General features: G+C 71.3%; 16 protein-coding genes. 6 read left to right on the top strand and 10 right to left on the bottom strand.

The annotated features are described in order from the left end of the window. Positions 1-106: 106 nt before the first annotated feature. The 5 genes from ACIF83_RS45090 to ACIF83_RS45070 form a co-directional block, all read right to left on the bottom strand. A complete protein-coding gene (locus tag ACIF83_RS45090; protein ID WP_393476454.1) occupies positions 107-889 on the bottom strand; it encodes a DUF1684 domain-containing protein in 783 nt (260 codons plus the stop codon). A 147-nt stretch (positions 890-1,036) separates the two neighbouring features. Then, on the bottom strand, positions 1,037-2,101 hold the full coding sequence (locus ACIF83_RS45085) for an LLM class flavin-dependent oxidoreductase (protein WP_399736399.1): 1,065 nt from the start codon (positions 2,099-2,101) through the stop codon (positions 1,037-1,039). A gap of 33 nt (positions 2,102-2,134) precedes the next feature. Beyond that, positions 2,135-2,896 (bottom strand): amino acid ABC transporter ATP-binding protein, encoded by a 762-nt coding sequence (locus ACIF83_RS45080; protein WP_393476459.1) that lies wholly within the window; start codon positions 2,894-2,896, stop codon positions 2,135-2,137. Beyond that, a complete protein-coding gene (locus ACIF83_RS45075) occupies positions 2,893-4,653 on the bottom strand; it encodes an FAD/NAD(P)-binding protein (protein ID WP_393476461.1) in 1,761 nt (586 codons plus the stop codon). Before ACIF83_RS45075 ends, ACIF83_RS45080 begins: the two co-directional genes overlap by 4 nt. Further along, positions 4,650-5,507 carry an amino acid ABC transporter permease gene (locus ACIF83_RS45070; RefSeq protein ID WP_393476464.1) on the bottom strand — a complete coding sequence of 286 codons (858 nt, stop codon included), beginning with the start codon at positions 5,505-5,507 and terminating at the stop codon, positions 4,650-4,652. The genes ACIF83_RS45075 and ACIF83_RS45070 overlap by 4 nt, the downstream gene beginning before the upstream one ends. A gap of 456 nt (positions 5,508-5,963) precedes the next feature. Between ACIF83_RS45070 and ACIF83_RS45065 the strand changes: the two genes are divergently transcribed. Together ACIF83_RS45065 and ACIF83_RS45060 are read left to right on the top strand one after the other, a co-directional pair. Beyond that, positions 5,964-6,911, top strand: a complete 948-nt coding sequence (locus tag ACIF83_RS45065) for an ABC transporter substrate-binding protein (protein ID WP_393476466.1) — start codon at positions 5,964-5,966, stop codon at positions 6,909-6,911. A gap of 239 nt (positions 6,912-7,150) precedes the next feature. Beyond that, entirely contained in the window at positions 7,151-7,588 is a 438-nt protein-coding gene (locus tag ACIF83_RS45060) for a cell division protein SepF (RefSeq protein ID WP_398140821.1), read from the top strand. Positions 7,589-7,627: 39 nt separating this feature from the next. Here the strand turns inward: ACIF83_RS45060 and ACIF83_RS45055 are convergent, their stop codons facing one another. Together ACIF83_RS45055 and ACIF83_RS45050 are read right to left on the bottom strand one after the other, a co-directional pair. Then, the gene (locus ACIF83_RS45055) at positions 7,628-8,812 is read right to left on the bottom strand and encodes an acyl-CoA dehydrogenase family protein (protein WP_393476472.1); all 1,185 of its coding nucleotides are present in this window, start codon (positions 8,810-8,812) and stop codon (positions 7,628-7,630) included. Between the two features lie 67 nt (positions 8,813-8,879). Further along, complete coding sequence (locus ACIF83_RS45050; protein ID WP_398140822.1) at positions 8,880-10,520, bottom strand: MFS transporter; 1,641 nt, start codon at positions 10,518-10,520, stop codon at positions 8,880-8,882. 261 nt (positions 10,521-10,781) lie between these two features. Between ACIF83_RS45050 and ACIF83_RS45045 the strand changes: the two genes are divergently transcribed. Both ACIF83_RS45045 and ACIF83_RS45040 read left to right on the top strand, forming a co-directional pair. Continuing rightward, positions 10,782-11,987: a mannosyltransferase family protein gene (locus tag ACIF83_RS45045; RefSeq protein WP_399736348.1), complete on the top strand. Its 1,206-nt coding sequence runs from the start codon at positions 10,782-10,784 to the stop codon at positions 11,985-11,987. 239 nt (positions 11,988-12,226) lie between these two features. Next, entirely contained in the window at positions 12,227-13,261 is a 1,035-nt protein-coding gene (locus tag ACIF83_RS45040; protein ID WP_399736345.1) for a phosphatase PAP2 family protein, read from the top strand. Positions 13,262-13,374: 113 nt separating this feature from the next. Here ACIF83_RS45040 and ACIF83_RS45035 read toward each other — a convergent pair whose 3' ends face one another. The 3 genes from ACIF83_RS45035 to ACIF83_RS45025 form a co-directional block, all read right to left on the bottom strand. Then, entirely contained in the window at positions 13,375-13,590 is a 216-nt protein-coding gene (locus ACIF83_RS45035; RefSeq protein ID WP_393476483.1) for an I78 family peptidase inhibitor, read from the bottom strand. A gap of 365 nt (positions 13,591-13,955) precedes the next feature. Then, positions 13,956-14,954: a helix-turn-helix transcriptional regulator gene (locus tag ACIF83_RS45030; RefSeq protein WP_399736342.1), complete on the bottom strand. Its 999-nt coding sequence runs from the start codon at positions 14,952-14,954 to the stop codon at positions 13,956-13,958. Positions 14,955-15,045: 91 nt separating this feature from the next. Continuing rightward, the gene (locus ACIF83_RS45025) at positions 15,046-15,732 is read right to left on the bottom strand and encodes a transglycosylase family protein (RefSeq protein WP_399736339.1); all 687 of its coding nucleotides are present in this window, start codon (positions 15,730-15,732) and stop codon (positions 15,046-15,048) included. 540 nt (positions 15,733-16,272) lie between these two features. Between ACIF83_RS45025 and ACIF83_RS45020 the strand changes: the two genes are divergently transcribed. Both ACIF83_RS45020 and ACIF83_RS45015 read left to right on the top strand, forming a co-directional pair. Next, positions 16,273-17,058 (top strand): hypothetical protein, encoded by a 786-nt coding sequence (locus tag ACIF83_RS45020; RefSeq protein ID WP_393476613.1) that lies wholly within the window; start codon positions 16,273-16,275, stop codon positions 17,056-17,058. 157 nt (positions 17,059-17,215) lie between these two features. Continuing rightward, entirely contained in the window at positions 17,216-17,611 is a 396-nt protein-coding gene (locus tag ACIF83_RS45015; protein WP_393476492.1) for a hypothetical protein, read from the top strand. The last annotated feature ends 27 nt before the right edge of the window (positions 17,612-17,638 follow it).

Genomic DNA, 17,638 nt, shown 5'->3' with positions numbered 1-17,638 from the left:
CCCTGACAAGCGCTGAGGGGGAGTATTCGGCCGAACGGCCGGTAGGCACAAGGGTGCCTTTCGGCCGTCAACATTTGAACCACTCGTACGCACCGACCCCCTGACGTCAGCTCAGGACGCGCTCCCCCGCCTCGACCGCCACGTCCAGCCGGTTGCCCGGCGGCGGGAAGGGGCAGATGAAGTGATCGGCGAAGGCGCACGGCGGGAGCTGGGCGCGGTTGAAGTCGACCGTGGTACGACCCTCGGCATCCGGTGCCTGCGGGAACAGGAACCGGAAGCGGAAGCTGGTGTCGCCGCTGGTGGCGTCGCCGAACACCGCCCACAGCCGGCCGTCGCCCTGCTGCGCGACCTGGAGCGTGAGATCGTTTCCGGCCAGGGTGAAGGCGAGTTCCCCGGCGAGGGCGAGCCCGCGCTCCCGTCCGTCCGCGTTGCCGACCTGCACGGTGCGCGTGTCGTCGTACGGCGTGAAGCGGCCCGGTACCGACCAGCGCGGGTCGTACGGGGTGGCCTCGATGCCACGGAAGACGCGGCGGGCCTCGGCTGCGGGGTCGTAGACCCGCACTCCCCACACGTCCTCGCGGACCAGCACGACCAGCCGCTTCTCACCCAGCGCGACCCGCGACTCGGCCTCCGGGCCGAGGTCCGCGGCGAGGTGGACCTCCCCGGCGAAGGGCCTGCCGTCCAGGGTCAGCCCGTCGCCCTCGGCGGCGGCGAGCACCACCCCGTCACCATCCGCCACCCACGTCCCGGGAATGTCCGGAAGTCGCCCCTCCGGATGGTCCTCGACCCAGTGGGTGGCGGTCAGCGCGAGCGGCCCATGGGGCGCCGAGACCCTCTCCACACGCTCCTCGTGCCACTGCTTCCACGCGTCCGGTGCGTCGCCGGTCATACGATCCATTCCTTTCATACGCTCGACCCTCCCACGGCGGGTCGGGCAGCCCGAGGTGTGAGCGCGGGGTTGCGCCCTGGTATTCCGTGCGGAACGAGGCGCGAAGCCGAAGGCACCTGCCGCCGTACGGTCATGACGTTCCGCCGGTCATGACGTTCCGCCGGTCACGGCGTACTGGTTCAGGCCCAGGTGCTCGCGCAGGGTGCTGCCCGGGTAGAACGTGCGGAACAGGCCGCGGTGCTGGAGCAACGCGACCGTGCCGTTGACCAGCCGCTCCAAATCACGGCGCGGCTCGACGGGCACGAGGTGGAAGCCGTCCGTGACGTCCGCCGCGTGCCAGGCGGCGATCAGCTCCGCGAGGTCGACGGGACCGCCCCGGTACAGCGGGCCCTGCGCGGTGGGCCGGGGCCCGCCTCCGCCGTGCCCGGGCTCGGCCGCGTACTCGCCGTCGCCGAGGTCGACGAGCAGACTCACCAGGACGCGCAGGGCACCGGGGTTCCTGCCGAACTCCTCCGCCTCCTCCCGCAGTTGTCTGCGTAAGGCGCCGGCCTGCGCGGGATCGGCGACCCGGACCAGGGCCACGTCGGCGTACCGGGCCGCTGCGGACCGGGCCGGTCCCGCGGTGGCGTCGACCACGAGGACGGGGTGGCGGCCCTGCGGGGGCCGGGGCAGCTCCGCGCCGTCCAGCCCGCTGTCCCACAACCGCCCGACCACCTCGGCGGCTTCGGCCGCCTCCTGCCACAGCGCGGCGACGGCAGAAGCATGTCCTCGCCCGGAGAGGCGGGTCTCGTCCTCGGTGGTGGACACGTCGATCCGCCAGCCGGCCCGGCCTCGGCCGACCCGGCCGAGGGTGGCGACGGCGGCCCTGACGCGGAAGGGCTCGGTGTGCTCGGTGGTGACGGTCGGGACCAGCCCGATCCGCCGGGTGGCGGACGCCACGCGCGCCAGCACGGCGAGCGCATCGGGCCCGGGGCGCGCGTCGGGTGCTGGGCGCACATCGGGCCCTCGGCGCAGATCGGGCCCCGAGCGTACGTCGGGCTCTGGGCGCACGTCGGGCCCTGGGCGCACGAAGGAGTCGTCCAGCGTCACGAAGTCGAGCCCACCGCGCTCGGCGAGCTGCGCCAGCTCGACGTAGGAGGCGGCATCGAGGGAGCCCTGTGGATCGACGGCAGCGGCAAGATGCAACAGCCCACGCCCGTACCGCCCGCTCACGGCACCGTAACCGATGGTCACCACTCCCCTCCCTCACAGCACCTTCGCCAGAAACGCCCGCGTCCGCTCCTCCCGCGGAGCGCCCAGCACCTCGTCCGGCGGCCCGACCTCGACGACCCTCCCGTCGGCCATGAACACCACCGTGTCGGCGACCTCGCGGGCGAAGGCGATCTCGTGCGTGACGACGATCATCGTCGTGCCCTGGTGCGCCAAGTCCCGGATCACGTCCAGGACCTCACCGACCAGCTCGGGATCCAGCGCCGAGGTCGGCTCGTCGAACAGCAGCAGCTTCGGTTCCAGCGCGAGCGCCCGCGCGATGGCGACCCGCTGCTGCTGACCGCCGGACAGCTGCCGGGGGTAGGCGTCGGCCTTGTCGGCGAGCCCCACCCGCTCCAGCAGCCGGCGTGCCCGCTCCACGGCCTCCTTCCGAGGCCGCTTCAGCGCGGACACCGGTGCCTCGATGACGTTGTCGAGGACGGTGAGGTGCGGAAAGAGGTTGAAGTTCTGGAAGACGAAGCCGATGTGTGTGCGCTGCTTCAGCACCTCGCGCTCGGGAAGTTCGTACAGCTTGTCGCCGGAACGCCGGTAGCCGATCAGCGAGCCGTCCACACTGATCACGCCCCGGTCCACCTTCTCCAGGTGGTTGATGGCGCGCAGCAGCGTGGACTTGCCGGAGCCGGAGGGGCCGAGTACGACGGTGACCTCACCGGCCTGCACCTGCAGGTCGATGCCCTTGAGGACGTCGAGCGAGCCGAAGCTCTTGTGCACCGACCTGATGTCGACCATGACGCTCATCGCGCGAACTCCTTGACAAGTGAGGCGCTCAGGAAGGCCAGCACGGCCCGCGCCGTCGCGTCGTTCTGCCGGAACGCGGGCCCGCCGGTGCGCGGCCGGGTGAAGACGCCGGGCGTGCGGGCGTCGGTGAACGGGCCGAGCGCGAAGCGCCGTGGATGCGGCCGTCCGGTCCCTTCGAGGATCCGGCCGTCGGCGGGGTCGACGCGCAGCAGCCCGTCGGGGGTCTCGGCGGCACCCTCGGCATGCAGCTCCCGCAGCAGGGTGTCGCGGGCCCGTCCCACGGTCGGCTCGGGCAGCCGGGCCTCGACCAGCGCCCGTGCCTCGACCGAGTGTCCCGGCACGGTGGGACTGGTGGCCCGGAACACCCCGTCCTCGGCGGTGACGGTCATGTCGGCGCCGACGAACCGCAGGATCCCGGCCCGGGACAGGGCGAGCAGCTGCCGCAGCCGGGGCCCGGGCGGCCCGGACGCCAGGTAGCTGAAGAAGCCGTGCCACCAGGGGCCGATGTTCCCGAGCCGCACCAGTTGCCCGTAGACGGACAGCAGCCCGAGGAAGACGCCCAGGTCGGCGCTGTGCGCCGGATCGTGACGGCGGCTCAGGTCACTCTCGACATAGCCGCGCAGCCCCTCCTGGAACTCCTCGTGCGAGGCGTACCGCACCCCGTCGAGGGGGTGGTCCAGCGCGGCGAGGTCGAGGCGGTCCGCCGGGTCGGGTACGGCGGTGGCGACGAGCGCCGCGGTCTCGGCGGGGTCGGCGGCGGCCGCGTACCTCTCCTCGAAGGCGGCCCAGGTCATCGCCGTACGCTCGGCGTGGGCGGTGAACAGCCGGTGGTAGTGGGCGAAGCCCAGCTCCTTCTCCACCAACGGCCACACATCGCGCCGGAAGTCGAAGCCACCCGGCCTGGCCAGCAGCGCCTCGACCTCGGGCGGGCCGAGGAAGCGGGGCAGCGCGGGCCTGGGGCCGGTCCAGTCGTAGCCGATCTTCGCGTGGTACGGCACTCCGCGCCGCGAGCCGACGTACAGCACCGGCTCGCGCCCCGAGGGGACGTAGGTGTCTCCCTCGTAGCGCCCGCCCCGCCCCTCGGTGAGCAGCACCATCAGGTCGACGAAGGCCAGCCCGAAGCCGCGTACCAGGACGGGTTCGCCGGCCTTCAGCGGGGACAGGTCGCTGTCGGCGGTGAAGTCGGGCGGCAGGTGGACCAGGCCGTGTTCCCGCGCGTACGCGGCCGACTCGGCCTGGTCGGGGTCGGGTTCGGAGTCGAGGTGCCCGAGGGCGAGGACGACCAGGTCGGCGAGCAGCGGGCGCGGGCGGCCCTCCAGCCACACCTGCTGGCGCCCTTCACGTGGGCCGGTCACCCGCAAGGCGCGCCGGGGATGGTGGTGGACGGTGACGCCCGGGGGCAGCTCGGCGACGGCCCGCTCGTACACCCAGCTCAGATAGCGGCCCTGGAGCTGCCGGTCGGCGAAGGTGCGGCCGTCCAGCCGCGCCCACTCGTGCAGGGTGGGGCCCTCGCGCACCGGGCCGGCCATCTGCACCGTCTCGTCCGTGAACATGGTGACGTCCTCGGCGTGCGAGTTCATCCACAGCAGCGGCGACTGCGCCGCGCGCCAGATGCGTCCGCCGCCCGGCGGGTGGGGGTCGACCAGATGGATGTCGAGGCCCGAACCGGCGTACAGCTCGGATGCGTTGGCGGCGAGGCGTTCGAGGAGTCCGGTCCCCCGCGGCCCGGCTCCGACGATCACCAGCTGCGGCCTCATCGGGCGGACTCCGTCCCGCGCGCGTAGTGCTTCTCGACGTAGTACTGCCCGACGCCGAGGACCGAGGTGACGATGGTGTACCAGAGGGTGGCGACCATCAGCAGCGGGATGACCTGGTACGTGCGGTGGTAGATCAACTGTGCCGAGAACAGCAGGTCGTTGACGGCGATGACGCTGACGATCGAGGTGCCCTTGAGGGCACCGATCAGCATGTTCCCGGCGGGCGGCACGATGGAGCGCATGGCCTGCGGCAGCACGATCCGCCGCCAGCGCCGCCACCGGCTCAGGCCGAGCGCCTGGGCGGCCTCGATCTGCCCGCGGTCGACGGAGAGGATGCCGCCCCGGACGACCTCGGCGGCGTAGGCGGCCTCGTGCAGGGTGAGACCGACGACGGCTACGGCGACCGGGCTGAGCAGGTTGACGGTCTTCACCCCGAGGATCTGCGGGTACAGCGCCCCGATGTTGAACCAGAGCAGCAGCTGCACCAGGATCGGGATCGACCGGAAGAGCCAGACGTACCCCCAGCTGACCGCCCGCAGCACGGGGTTGGCGGAGAGCCGGAAGGCGGCGAGCAGGGCGCCGAGGGCGAAGCCGAGGGCCATGACGACGGCGGTCAGCCACAGGGTGAGCCAGAGGCCGCGCAGGACGGAGTCCGAGGTGAAGTAGTCGGCGACGACGTTCCACTGGAACGCCTTGTTGCGCAGGACCGAGTTGACGGCGAGCCCGAGCAGCACCAGGACGGCGACGGCGGCCGTCCACTGGCCGAGCCGGCGCTGCGGGACGATCGTCACAGCGTCCGCGCGCTCGGGAATCTCCGGTGCGGTGGGGACTTTGGCGAGGGTGTCGGAAGACATGGGAAGGCTCCGTGACAATGGGGGTCCCTCCCGCTCGAGCGAAGCCGAGAGTGGGGGACGAACACGGTGGGTGCCTTCACACGGGCGCGCCGTGCGGCGCGCATACGGCCGAGCCCCTCAGCAGGGCCGTTCGTCGAGAGTACGTGGGCGTTTCCCGCCGCTGTCAAGGCCGTCCACACTGTGAGCCGTACGTCTCAACTCAGTTGACGCGGAACCGGATGCCTGTTCCACTTGCCCCATGCATCCACAGCAGTGGCTGGTCACCCGCTCCCACATCGACTTCGGTCGCGTGTGGTCCTCTTCCTGTTGAGCTGACCCCCTGCGCGCCCGCCTCCGAGCGGGCCCATGCGTTCTCCCTGTTTTCGCTTTCTCCTCAGCTGTCTTTCTCCTTCGCCTTCACACGCGCACCCCTCCCCTCGCGCTTCTTCACGCCTTCTGCTCCCAGGAGACCGCTCGATGCACACGCCTGCCCATCGCCTTTTGCTGCCCTTCGCCGCCATCACGTCGGCCGCCCTGCTGCTCACCGCCTGCGGCTCCGGGTCCGGTGGCCCGGGCGGGACAGCGGCCGCCGAAGTGGCGGCAGGGTCCGACAAGGTGCCCACCACGGACGTGGTCTCCGCCGTCAGGAAGGACGACGCGGCAGCGAAGTTGCTGCCGGCGGGCGTCACGGGCCTCACCGTCGCGGTCAGCGTCGGCGGCACCCCGCCCGGCACCACCTACCTGAACGACGGCAAGACTCTGACCGGCCAGGACGTCGACTTCACCAAGGCCGTCGCCAAGGTCCTCGGTATCAGGCTCAAGGTGGAACAGGCGAGCTTCGAGGCGATCCTGCCCGCCCTGGACAGCGGCAAGTACGACTTCGGGGCGAGCAACTTCGGCGTCACCGACGAGCGCCGCAGGACCATCGATTTCGTCACCTACGTAAACGACGGCCAGGGCTTCGCCACCCGCAAGGACAGCAAGCTGTCCAGAATCACCGACCTCGGGCAACTGTGCGGTCTCGACGTGGCCACCAGCGCCGGTACGACCTTCGAGGCCACGCTGGAGGAGAACAAGCACGTGTGCACCGACGCGGGCAAGAAGGCGTACCGGGTGCAGACGTACTCCGAGGAGGGCGCGATCTGGTCCTCGGTGCAGCAGGGCCGCAGCGACGTCGTGATGTCCACGATCAACGGCCTGCGCTACGCCGTGGCCCACCAGCAGGGCCTGAAGTTCCTCAACGAGTACCACCGCCTGGACGTCGGCTTCGCCTTCAAGAAGGGCACGAGGCTGGCCCCGGCCTTCCAGGCGGCGGTGAACAGGCTGATCGCCGACGGCACGTACGACAGGATCCTGAAGAAGTGGGGGACGACGGGCTCGTCGATCGCCGAGTCCCGGATCAGCCCGCCGGAGCTGAAGAACTGACGTTCATTCACCCGTACGCTCCGTGCATCACCCATCCGCCTCCGACAATCATATTTCACTCACAGTCAGCAGCCGTATGAGTCAAGACCCTTGGGGCACAAGGACTCTCGACGGATCGTCTCTGCACCAGTACCGTCACAAACCCCCCGCGCGGCGTCTATCCACTTGGCGCGCCGTCCGCATCATGGATGACCATAGGGATGCGGAAGCAAGAAGGACTGCTGTGAGAGGAGGCGTCCATGGGATCGGTACGCAAGGCGAGTGCGTGGCTCGGCCTCGTCGACGACAACGATGACGAGCGCTACTACGACGACGACTACTCCGAGGGTGCCGAGTCCAGGGACGCCTGGGTCACCGACCCCCGGGTGAAGGTGGCCACGGACACGGCGGAGGAGAAGGGCCGCCGGATCGGCACGGTCACCCCGGACAGCTTCCGGGACGCCCGCGCCATCGGCGAGCTGTTCCGGGACGGGGTCCCGGTCATCATGAACCTCACGGTGATGGAGCCCGCCGACGCCAAGCGCGTGGTGGACTTCGCGGCCGGACTGACCTTCGGCCTGCGGGGCACGATCGAGCGGGTCGCCAACCGGGTGTTCCTGCTGACGCCCGCGAACACGGAGATCATCAGCGGCGAGCCGGCGGCACGGCGCGAGGACGGCTTCTTCAACCAGAGCTGAGGCAGGGCCGCTCACCGGCCCTGCCTCGGCCCCGAGGGGTCAGCGGAAGGCGTCGAGCCCGGTGAGCGCCTTGCCCAGCACGAGCTGGTGCATCTCGACGGTGCCCTCGTAGGTGAGCACCGACTCGAGGTTGGTCGCGTGCCGCATCACGGGGTACTCGAGGGAGATCCCGTTGGCACCGAGGATCGTCCGCGCCGTACGGCAGATCTCGATGGCCTCGCGGACGTTGTTGAGCTTGCCGAAGCTGACCTGCTCGGGACGCAGGCGGCCGGCGTCCATCCGCCGCCCCAGATGGTGGGCGAGCAGGATTCCCTTGTGCAGTTCGACCGCCATGTCGGCGAGCTTGGCCTGGGTGAGCTGGAAGCCGCCGATGGGCCGCCCGAACTGCTCCCGCGTCTTCGCGTACTCCAGGGCCGCCTCGAAGCTGCTGCGCGCCGCGCCCATCGCGCCCCAGACGATGCCGTAGCGGGCGTGCGACAGACAGCCGAGCGGTCCGCGCAGCCCGGTGACCTCGGGGAGTACGGCGGTGGCGGGCAGCCGTACGTCGTCCATGACGAGTTCGCTGGTGACCGAGGCGCGCAGGGACCACTTGTGCTTGATCTCGGGCGCCGAGAAGCCGGGGCGGTCGGTCGGTACGACGAACCCGCGGATGCCGTCCTCGGTCTGCGCCCAGACGACGGCCACGCCGGCCACGGACCCGTTGGTGATCCACATCTTGCGGCCGTTGAGGATCCAGTCGTCGCCGTCGCGCTTGGCGTGGGTGCGCATGGAGGCGGGGTCGGAGCCGTGGTCGGGCTCGGTGAGCCCGAAGCAGCCGATCACCTCGCCGGAGGCCATGCGGGGCAGCCACTCCTGCTTCTGCTCCTCGCTGCCGAACCGGTGGATCGCGTACATGGCGAGCGAGCCCTGCACGGAGACGAGTGACCGGATGCCCGAGTCGGCGGCCTCCAGCTCGAGACAGGCGAGGCCGTACTGCACGGCAGAGGCGCCCGCGCAGCCGTACCCGGTGAGCGACATGCCGAGGGCGCCGATCCCGCCGAGTTCGCGCGCGAGTTCCCTGATGCCGGGCAGCTCGCCCTTCTCGTACCAGTCGGCGACGTAGGGCAGCACGCGGTCGGCCGCCCAGCTGCGGACCGTGTCCCGTACGGCCAGGTCCTCCGGCTCCAGGAGGTCGTCGATCCCGAGCGGGTCGGCGGCGTCGAACGGGGGCAACTTCGCGGACATGGAACACCCTCCGGCACACTGAGGCACGGTGAAAACTAGCAACGCTAGTTACGCTGTGCAGCCGACGTTACGGCGCGGCGTCCCGCACGTCCAGAGCCGCCACGGCGACCCTCGGCTTCTCGGCCTCCCGCGGGGACGGCAGCTCCACCTCGGCGGACTCCTCCTCCCCGCACTGCATGATCCGGGGCAGCCGCAGCGCCATCACCGCGCCCAGCAGCAGCAGGCCCGCGCTCACCAGCAGGGTCACATGCAGTCCGTGCACGAAGGAGTCCCGGGCCGCCCGGCGCAGTGCGGCCCCCACGGGCCCGCCGAGCCGCCCGGCGACCTCGTAGGCCTCGCCCAGCGAGTGGCCCGCCGCGTCCGACGCGTGCGGGGGCACGCCCGGCACCGACGCGAGACCGGGTGCGTAGGCCGCGTTCATCACGCTGCCGAGCAGCGCGATCCCGATCCCGGCGCCGAGCTGGTACGACGTCTCGCCGATCGCCGCGGCCCCGCCGGCCTGCTCGGCCGGGGCCTCGCTCAGCATCGACTCGTACGCCCCGAAGAGGGTCGTCTCCAGGCCGAACCCGAGCAGGACGAAGCCGAACAGCAGCAGGCCCGCGTTGTCGGTCGCGCCCATCGCGGTCAGGGTCAGCACCGCCGCGGCGGTGAGGCAGAAGCCGAAGCACACCATCCGGCGCGGTCCGAAGCGGCGCAGCATCCGCGCGCCGGCGAGGCCCGACGCCATCGCCGCGACGGTCAGGGGCAGCAGCCTCAGGCCCGTCTCCAGCGGCGACAGACCGAGCACCAGCTGGAGGTACTGCGCGGCGATCAGCTCCAGGCCGACCAGCGCGAGCATCGCCAGCACGATGCAGCCCACCGAGGTGCTGAACGCCGGCCGACGGAACATCCGCAGGTCCACCAGCGGGTGCGGGCGCCGCCCCTGCCGTCGTACGAAGAAGAAGAGGAGCGCAGCACCCACCAGCAGCGGCATCACGGTGAACGGGCTGGCGGGCGACTGGCCGCCGCCCAGCTGCTTCACGCCCAGCACGACCCCGAACAGGCCGACCGCCGCCATCAGCGCGCCGACCACGTCCCACGGGCCGCCCCGCTCGCCGCGTGACTCGGGCAGCAGCATCCGGCCGACCGGCAGGCTGACGAGCATCAGCGGGATATTGACGAGGAAGACCGCGCCCCACCAGAAGTGCTCCAGCAGGAACCCGCCGAGCAGCGGACCGACCGCCGCGCCGACGGCCGCGACCGCGCTCCAGATGCCGATGGCCAGCGCACGCTCGCGCCGGTCCGGGAAGACCTGGCGGAGTATCGACAGGGTCGCGGGCATGATCATCGCGCCGCCGACGCCGAGCAGGGCCCGGGCGAGGATCAGCGTCTCGGCGGTCTGGGCGAGGGCGGCCACGGCGGAGGCGACACCGAAGAGGGCGTAGCCGAGGAGGAGGATGCGTCTGCGGCCGACCCGGTCGCCAAGGGTGCCGAAGAGGATCAACAGGGAGGCGCAGACCAGCGGGTAGACGTCGACGATCCAGAGCAGCTCTATCGCGCCGGGCCTGAGGTCTTCGGTGACGGCGGGGACCGCCACGTGCAGCACGGTCGCGTCTAGGGCGACGAGCAGCAGGCTGACGCAGAGGACGACGAGGACGACCCAGCGGTTTGCCCCGGCCCCGGTCGCCCGACGGCGCAGCCGTACGGCAGCCGTGGTCGTCCCGGACATCTACGTACCTCCCAGATGATCCCTCGCGGGCGGCGGATCGGCGGGGTGGGGACTCCCCGTCGTACGGCCGGAGAGGAGCGGTGTCTCCGGCCCGCGCAAACCCACGCGGGTGACTCGTCAGCGTACGCGAGTTCACTGCGGGGCCACGTGGCGGACCTCTCACACGCAGGACCGAACCCGTGTGGCGTACGCCACTACGCCCGCTCTTGACCACGCCCCGGGGGGGCTGTCCGGTTCCGCGTCCGGTCGATAATCGAGCCCGTGACCGATCTTGACACGCGCGTGGCACCACCCCGCACCCCCGCTCTGCGCCGGGCGGCGCCGGCCCTCCTCGGGTACGCGGCCGTCCGCGCCCTGGGCCTGGTCGCGCTGGGCGTGTGGAGCGGCGCGCGCGACAAGAGCGCGTACACGCTGCTGACCGCGCGCTGGGACTCCCTCTGGTACACCCGGGTCGCCGAGCTGGGCTACGGCTACGAGGTGCGGCTGCCGAACGGCGATGTCCACTCCAACCTGGCGTTCTTCCCGCTGCTGCCCTGGCTGGAGCGGCTGCTGCACGCGGTCACGTCGCTGTCGTACGCGGACGCCGGCTTCGTCGTCGGCCTGCTCGCCTCACTGGCGGCGGCCTGGGGGATCTTCGCGGTCGCGGAGTGGGTGTACGGGCCGAGGGTGGGGGTCTGCGCGGTGCTGCTGTGGGCGGTGCTGCCGGTCGGGATCGTGCAGTCGATGGCGTACAGCGAGTCGCTGTTCACGGCACTGGCCGCGTGGTCGCTGTACGCCGTGCTGACCGGCCGGTGGGTGAGCGCGGGCGCACTGGCCGCGCTGGCCGGACTGACCCGGCCGGTGGGGCTCGCGGTGGTGGCGGCGGTGTGGGTGGCGGGCGTGATCTCGTTCGTGCAAGACCGAAGCGCACCGGGGACGCACGGCGCACACGACACGACACGCGCCCCTTCTTTCACCACCGGCGCACCCGTCTGGCGACGCGCCCTCGGCATGCTTCTCGCGCCCCTGGGCGCGGCCGGCTATGTCCTCTGGGTCGGTCACCACACCGGCAGGGGGCCGCTCGGATATCTCGATGTGCAGGCCGGGTGGCGCAACGGGTTCGACGGCGGGTACGCCTTCGCACGCTTCGTAGTCGACAAGTTCACGTCATTTCCGTCGGCTCTCGCCGGCGCGGGCCTGATCATCGGGGTGGCTCTGCTGATCTGGCTCTACGTGACCGGCGTACGCCAGGGCCAGCCCGTCGCACTGCTGGTGTACACGGGTGTCGTGCTGGCCCTCGCCCTGTGCGCGTCGAGTTACTTCGGGTCGAAACCGCGGCTGCTGATGCCGGCCTTCCCGGTGCTGTTCCCGCTCGCCCGCGCCCTGGCCCGGCTACGGACGTCCAGATCGCTGCTGGTCACGGCGGGTGTGGCGGTGGCGGCGGCGGTCTACGGGGCCTTCTGGCTGAACGGCTCCGGCCCCCCGTGATCAACTTCGGCGGTTCGATGAGCGCCCTCTGAATTCCATCCCATGATTCGGTGAACGAATTCATAAGCGCCATAAAACCGACCCCCCGACATGATCAAAGGAATTGCAGGAAGCAGGCTCACAGGATTGCGGAATCCCAGGAATTCAGACCGCTCCTGAGAGGTTTCCCACATCACATCGTCATCACAAAGACGCTGTTTCGACCGGGAACAGAGCTCACTCGCTGTAACGTCGATTGGGTGCGTACCGAACGAAACCTCACCCGGAGTCTGGACCGGGTGTTCGCCAGGCTGGACCGTGAGCCGGAACGACCGGCTCACATCGACGTGCCGAGGATGAGCCGGCACCGGGTCGTGCTGTTCACCGCGACCCTCGCCTTCTACCTGGCGATCGTCTGGGCCGTGGTGATCACCTCCTGGCTGGTCCGGCTCGACTGGCAGGTCATGTTCTTCCGGCCCTACCAGCAGTGGCCGCAGATCCACGCCTTCCTCGACTACTACGTGGTGCTCGGCCAGCGCGGCCCCACCGCCGTGATGGTCGCGGCCTGGCTCGGCTGGCGCTCCTGGCGGCAGCACACGCTCCGCCCGCTGCTGACCCTGGCCGCCTCGCTGCTGCTGCTCAACATCACGGTCGGCGCCGCCAAGCTCGGCATGGGGCGGCTCGGTCCGCACTACGCGACCGTGATCGGCTCGAACGAGATGGGTCTGGGCGGCGATATATTTCCGAGCGGCCACACCGCCAACGCGGTGGTGACCTGGGGAATCCTGGCGTATCTGGCCTCCACCCCGAGAGCGCGGCGCTGGCTGTCCGCGCTCTCCGCGGTCACCTCGCTCGGCGTCGGCCTCACCACCGTCTACCTTGGTACGCACTGGCTGAGCGACGTGCTGCTGGGCTGGGCCGCCGGCCTGCTGATCCTGCTCGCCCTGCCCTGGTTCGAACCGCTGGTCGCCAAGGCCGAGACCGCGCTCTTCGACCTGCGCGACCGCTGGCGCGCCCGCCGCGCCCGTACGGTGCCCGCATCGGCCGTCCCGGTCAGGCCCTCGCCGGTGCTGCTCAAGCCGCGCCCCGCGCCCGCCGAGCAGAGCGCCGCCCCGGCCCGCGAGCCGGTGTCGCCGGTGCGCGGCTCCCGGGCCCCGATCCACCTGGCCCCGGGCCCGCACACGGCTCGTTCGGAGCGCACCCCGGTCACCCCCGCGGGCAGCCGACGCCCGCCGCACGCCGACCGTCTCCCGCGCGGCACCTCCCAGCCGGCCCGCCCCCTGACCGGCAACTGACGCTCCACCACGGCGGCGGGGCCGGTACGCACAGCCAACCCCCGCCATGACGAAGGCCCCGCTCCCGGGAACAGGGAGCGGGGCCTTCGTCGCAGCGGCCGGCGGGAGCGGGGTCAGCCCTTCCAGGCGCGGGCCACCCGGCCGTCCCGCACCTCGAAGTTGAGCCGGCCCGTCCGGTACTCCATCGTGATGATCGTGCCCGGCGGCAGCGACCGTACCGTCGACCACCCGCGCTCCCGAGCGAGCCGCTCGGCGCGCGCGGCGTCGAGGCCGACGTACCCGTCCGGACTGTCCTGGGGCTCCGCTGGCGGAGTGGGAATCGGTGCCATGCGGCCACGCTAGGCCGCATCGGACGACGACGGAAGCCGGACCCGGCGGACCGCGTCCCGGGGCCCTCTCCGGTCCCTCTCCGGTCACACTTCTGTCACAGGTTCCCGACACGCGTTTCCGTCGTCGTGACATCAGCTGCTACCGCAGCGGGCATCACACGTACGGGGGTTTCCGTATCGCCCGCCGGGGCAATCGAACAGAATTCCCGTGTGTCGGAGCAGCCCCTCGAATTACCCGCCGGAATACGCCTCGATGCCGATCGGAGCAGGTCCCGGGTGCGATTCCCCACGGAATCCGGTGCCATGCCCGACGAGCTGACACCGCATAGGAAATTCACGGGTTCAGCACACAACCGACGTACGCGTCAGTCCGTCCCGGATCCGCCCCGCGGCCCCGCGCCCCGCGCCAGTGCGGCGTCCAGCCGGTCCCGGACCCTCCTGATCACCTCGTTCAGCTCGACTGGCTCCAGCACCTCGAAGGGGAGGCCCGTCATCATGATGTGAATGACCATCACCTCGAGGTTCGGGGCACCGCTGCGCAGGATGCACGCGTCCGCTCCGTCGGCCTCCAGCATCCCCGCGGACGGCGAGATCCGCTCGGCCGCCTCCCGCAGCGGTACCAGCAGCCGGACGGTGGAGTGCGCGGCGTACGCGCTCGTGGAGACACCTCTCGACACATAGGCGGCGAGATCCCCGGCGGGCGGCTCGCGCGGGTCGAAGCGCGGGCCGTGCGGCGGCTTCGGCGTGATGCGGTCGACGCGGAAGGTCCGCCAGTCCTCGCGGTCGACGTCCCAGGCGACCAGGTACCAGCGCCGCTCGGTGCACACCAGCCGGTGCGGCTCGACGGTACGGCGGCTGGCGGTGCCCTCGTGGCTCAGGTACTCGAAGCGCAGCCGCTCGGCGTCCCGGCACAGGTGGGCGAGTTCGGTGAGCACGGCCGGGTCGACGGGGGTCGACGGCGGACCGCTGCGCAGCATCGGCACGGTGAAGGCGTTGAGGGCGCCCACCCGGCGGCGCAGCCGGTCCGGCAGCACCTGTTCCAGCTTGGCGAGGGCCCGAACGGAGGTCTCGCCGATGCCCTCGATGCCCTGTCCCGCCGCGGTGCGCAGTCCGACGGCGACGGCGACGGCCTCCTCGTCGTCCAGCAGCAGCGGGGGCAGTTCGGCACCCGCACCGAGCTGGTAGCCGCCGCCGGTGCCGGGGCTCGCGTTGACCGGGTAGCCCAGCTCCCGCAGCCGGTCCACGTCCCGGCGGACCGTGCGCGGGGTGACACCGAGCCGCTCGGCGAGTTCGGCGCCGGACCATTCGCGGTGGGCCTGGAGCAGCGAGAGCAGGCGCAGCAGTCGTGCCGACGTCTCCAACATGGGGGCGAGTCTGCCAGCCGATGCGGACAGCCGCTGTCCTCATTCAGGACAGCGGCTGTACTGGTCGGGTGCTCGGCACCCGTCGCGTGCCTCAGAGCGCCAGGCGCTGGCCGGGCACGATCAGGTTCGGGTCGTCGCCGATGACCTTCTCGTTGGCGGCGTAGATCCGCTGCCAGGTGGTCCCGTGCCGGGCGGCGATGGCGCTCAGGGTGTCGCCTTCGCGAACGGTGTAGTCACCGCGGGACGCGCTGCGGCCGGTGTGGCCCGTCGCGCGCTCCGGCGCCTTCGCCGGAACGGACTCGGCCGGGGCGGACTTCGTCGTCGCGCTGCTCTTCGAGGCGCTCGTGCCCGGGGTGCTCGCACTCGGGGAGCCGGCCGCCGGTGCCGTGCCGGAGGCTCCGGCCCGGGCCGAGCAGACCGGCCAGGCGCCCCAGCCCTGGGCGTGCTGAACCTTGCCGGCGACGGCGATCTGCGCGCTCCTGGAGGCCCGGTCGGCCGTCGGGGCGTAGGCGGTGCCGCCGTACGCGCGCCAGGTGCCGGCGGAGAACTGGAGCCCGCCGTAGTAGCCGTTGCCGGTGTTGATGTGCCAGTTGCCACCGCTCTCGCACTGGGCGATGCGGTCCCACACTCCGTTGTCCGCCGCGGCGGCGTTGCCGGTCGCGGCCAGCAGCCCCAGTGGGGCCAGCAGCGCCGCCCCGGCGAGGGCGGCCGCCGTACGGCCCTTGCGGGCGCTGTCGTGACGAGCGGTGTTGCGGGTGGTATCGGCACACTCTGACATGTAATTCCCTCTCCACGAACCCGGGCTCCCCCAGGCGGAGCACGCCTCCCCGCGTAGGACCGCGGTTCGTCGCGCCCGCCCCGTCCGCCGCGGCCGGTACCTGATCGTGCTCTGCCTGGTGCCGGCCGGCGGACGTACCCGAGCGGTGCTCGCTGCACACGGCGGAGGAATGTAGGGAGATCGGGCCGCCGATATCAACCAACTCCCTGTCATTCCAGGCCAGTTCGCCGTTACCCTGGGTATCGGCGATTTTCGGCCAGCCATTTCATCCGCCGATTTCATGATTTTTCGACCACCCGCTCAGGCGATCTGTGACTCACTTCACCCGTTCAAGTTCCTTGACTGTGCGACGAGTTGACGGTGAGTGGCCGATTCCGTGCCGAAGGTGACCCTGTGCGGCGGTTGGTTCGATTCCGTTATCCCCTGGGCGTGACCACCACCACAGGACACCCGTTGTCTTCTTCATGAGCCCGGAACCCCGGGGCTCAGGAGCCGGGAGCCACCCGGCCGACCCAGCACCGCATCCCGATGGGAGCCACCGTGCCGCGCATGCTCGACGTCAGTGACGCCGTACGCGCCGAGATCGGCGACGAAGAAGCCGACCGGCTGCTCGCCGGAGAGAACGCCCCGGGCAGTTACGACTGCACGTCCTGCCGCACCCCGGGCGACTCCGAGCAGGAGCGCACCAGCACCGTTCTGTTCGTCGGCGACGAGACCGCCGTGCTCGCCTTCGCCCACGCCAGCTGCCTGCCCTCGCAGGTCGTCCAGGTCACCGAGGAGCAGCTGCAGGGCGCGGTCCGCTCCATCGGCGGCAGCGCCGCCGGCGTGGGCGAGCCGCACAGGGCGGTGCCCGAGCAGGCCGTGCTCGGCGTGACCAGCGGACTCGTCCTCGTCGAGGGCGAGTTGCACCCCGCGCTCGTGGTCGAGCCGACCGCGCCCATCGTGCGCCCCGGCTCCACCGCGGCCGGTGACGACTTCCTCCCGCTCCTCATCGAGCAGGGCTTCATGCCGGTGACCGAGCTGGCGACCGTCCCGCCGGTGCTGCACGGCTGGTCGGTGCTGCTCGCCGTCGGCCAGCTGCACGCGGTGCTGCAGCCGGGCATCAACGGAGGGCAGCCGGTGGCCTGGTGGCAGGCGCATCAGCCGCTGCAGGTGACGGACAGCTGGCGGGCTGCCGCCAACAAGCACCAGCAGGTGCTGATGTTCGCTGCGCCGGTGGGGTCCATCGGGCGGCAGCCGCGGGAGGACCTGCTGCGAGAGGCGCTGGACAAGGCTGCGGCGAACGGGAAGCTGGTGGCTGCGGCGCTGCCTCTTGCGGGTACCTGACAGTCGCCTGCGGGGTGGGGGCTGTGCCTGTTCGGCGGCTGCGGGTGGTTCGTGGCTTGTCGCGCCCACGCGGCGGAGCCGCACACCGATGCGGCCCGCACCCCTGAATGCCGTACACCGGCCGCATCCCTTCGAGGTTGCCGTCGTTTGGACATACGTGCACGCATACGACGCTCCCTCCCGCCGCTCCGCCTTCCCCTCTATTCCGTCCGCGCGGTCGGGGCAGGAGGGGGTCGGCGGGCCATCGGCCACGCCGATCTACGACTCGCTCTACGCGGAGTGGGTCAAGACCTTCCGTACGCTGCCGGGTGACCGCAGCGGCGAGGAGGGGCTGGACTTCACGGCCTTCGGGAACATGCCGCACGGCACGGGCTCGTACGGCGGACACCGGCCGGGGTCGTTCAGCAGCTCGTACAGCGCCTACAGCGCGGGAGCCTACAGCGCTCGGCAGCAGTCGCAGTGGCAGCGGGTCGGCACCCTCGGGCGGCAGCAGGACACCGGGATGCACCATGTTCCGGCGGGGCTGCCGCCCGCTCCGCGCCGGAGTGTGTGACGTACGTACGACGAAGGGCGGCTCCTG

The sequence above is a fragment of the Streptomyces sp. NPDC085866 genome (genome assembly GCF_044541035.1).
Taxonomy (GTDB): domain Bacteria; phylum Actinomycetota; class Actinomycetes; order Streptomycetales; family Streptomycetaceae; genus Streptomyces.
The sequence above is the reverse complement of the archived record's forward strand: the minus strand, read 5'-3'. Positions and strand labels throughout refer to the sequence as shown.

Bases quoted from the DNA above. Each gene is read 5' to 3' on its own strand.
- ACIF83_RS45065 (WP_393476466.1), top strand. From the start codon at position 5,964: ATGCACACGCCTGCCCATCGCCTTTTGCTGCCCTTCGCCGCCATCACG.
- ACIF83_RS45030 (WP_399736342.1), bottom strand. From the start codon at position 14,954: ATGTTGGAGACGTCGGCACGACTGCTGCGCCTGCTCTCGCTGCTCCAG.
- ACIF83_RS45075 (WP_393476461.1), bottom strand. From the start codon at position 4,653: ATGAGGCCGCAGCTGGTGATCGTCGGAGCCGGGCCGCGGGGGACCGGA.
- ACIF83_RS45070 (WP_393476464.1), bottom strand. From the start codon at position 5,507: ATGTCTTCCGACACCCTCGCCAAAGTCCCCACCGCACCGGAGATTCCC.
- ACIF83_RS45025 (WP_399736339.1), bottom strand. From the start codon at position 15,732: ATGTCAGAGTGTGCCGATACCACCCGCAACACCGCTCGTCACGACAGC.
- ACIF83_RS45060 (WP_398140821.1), top strand. From the start codon at position 7,151: ATGGGATCGGTACGCAAGGCGAGTGCGTGGCTCGGCCTCGTCGACGAC.
- ACIF83_RS45090 (WP_393476454.1), bottom strand. From the start codon at position 889: ATGACCGGCGACGCACCGGACGCGTGGAAGCAGTGGCACGAGGAGCGT.
- ACIF83_RS45035 (WP_393476483.1), bottom strand. From the start codon at position 13,590: ATGGCACCGATTCCCACTCCGCCAGCGGAGCCCCAGGACAGTCCGGAC.
- ACIF83_RS45050 (WP_398140822.1), bottom strand. From the start codon at position 10,520: ATGTCCGGGACGACCACGGCTGCCGTACGGCTGCGCCGTCGGGCGACC.
- ACIF83_RS45080 (WP_393476459.1), bottom strand. From the start codon at position 2,896: ATGAGCGTCATGGTCGACATCAGGTCGGTGCACAAGAGCTTCGGCTCG.
- ACIF83_RS45055 (WP_393476472.1), bottom strand. From the start codon at position 8,812: ATGTCCGCGAAGTTGCCCCCGTTCGACGCCGCCGACCCGCTCGGGATC.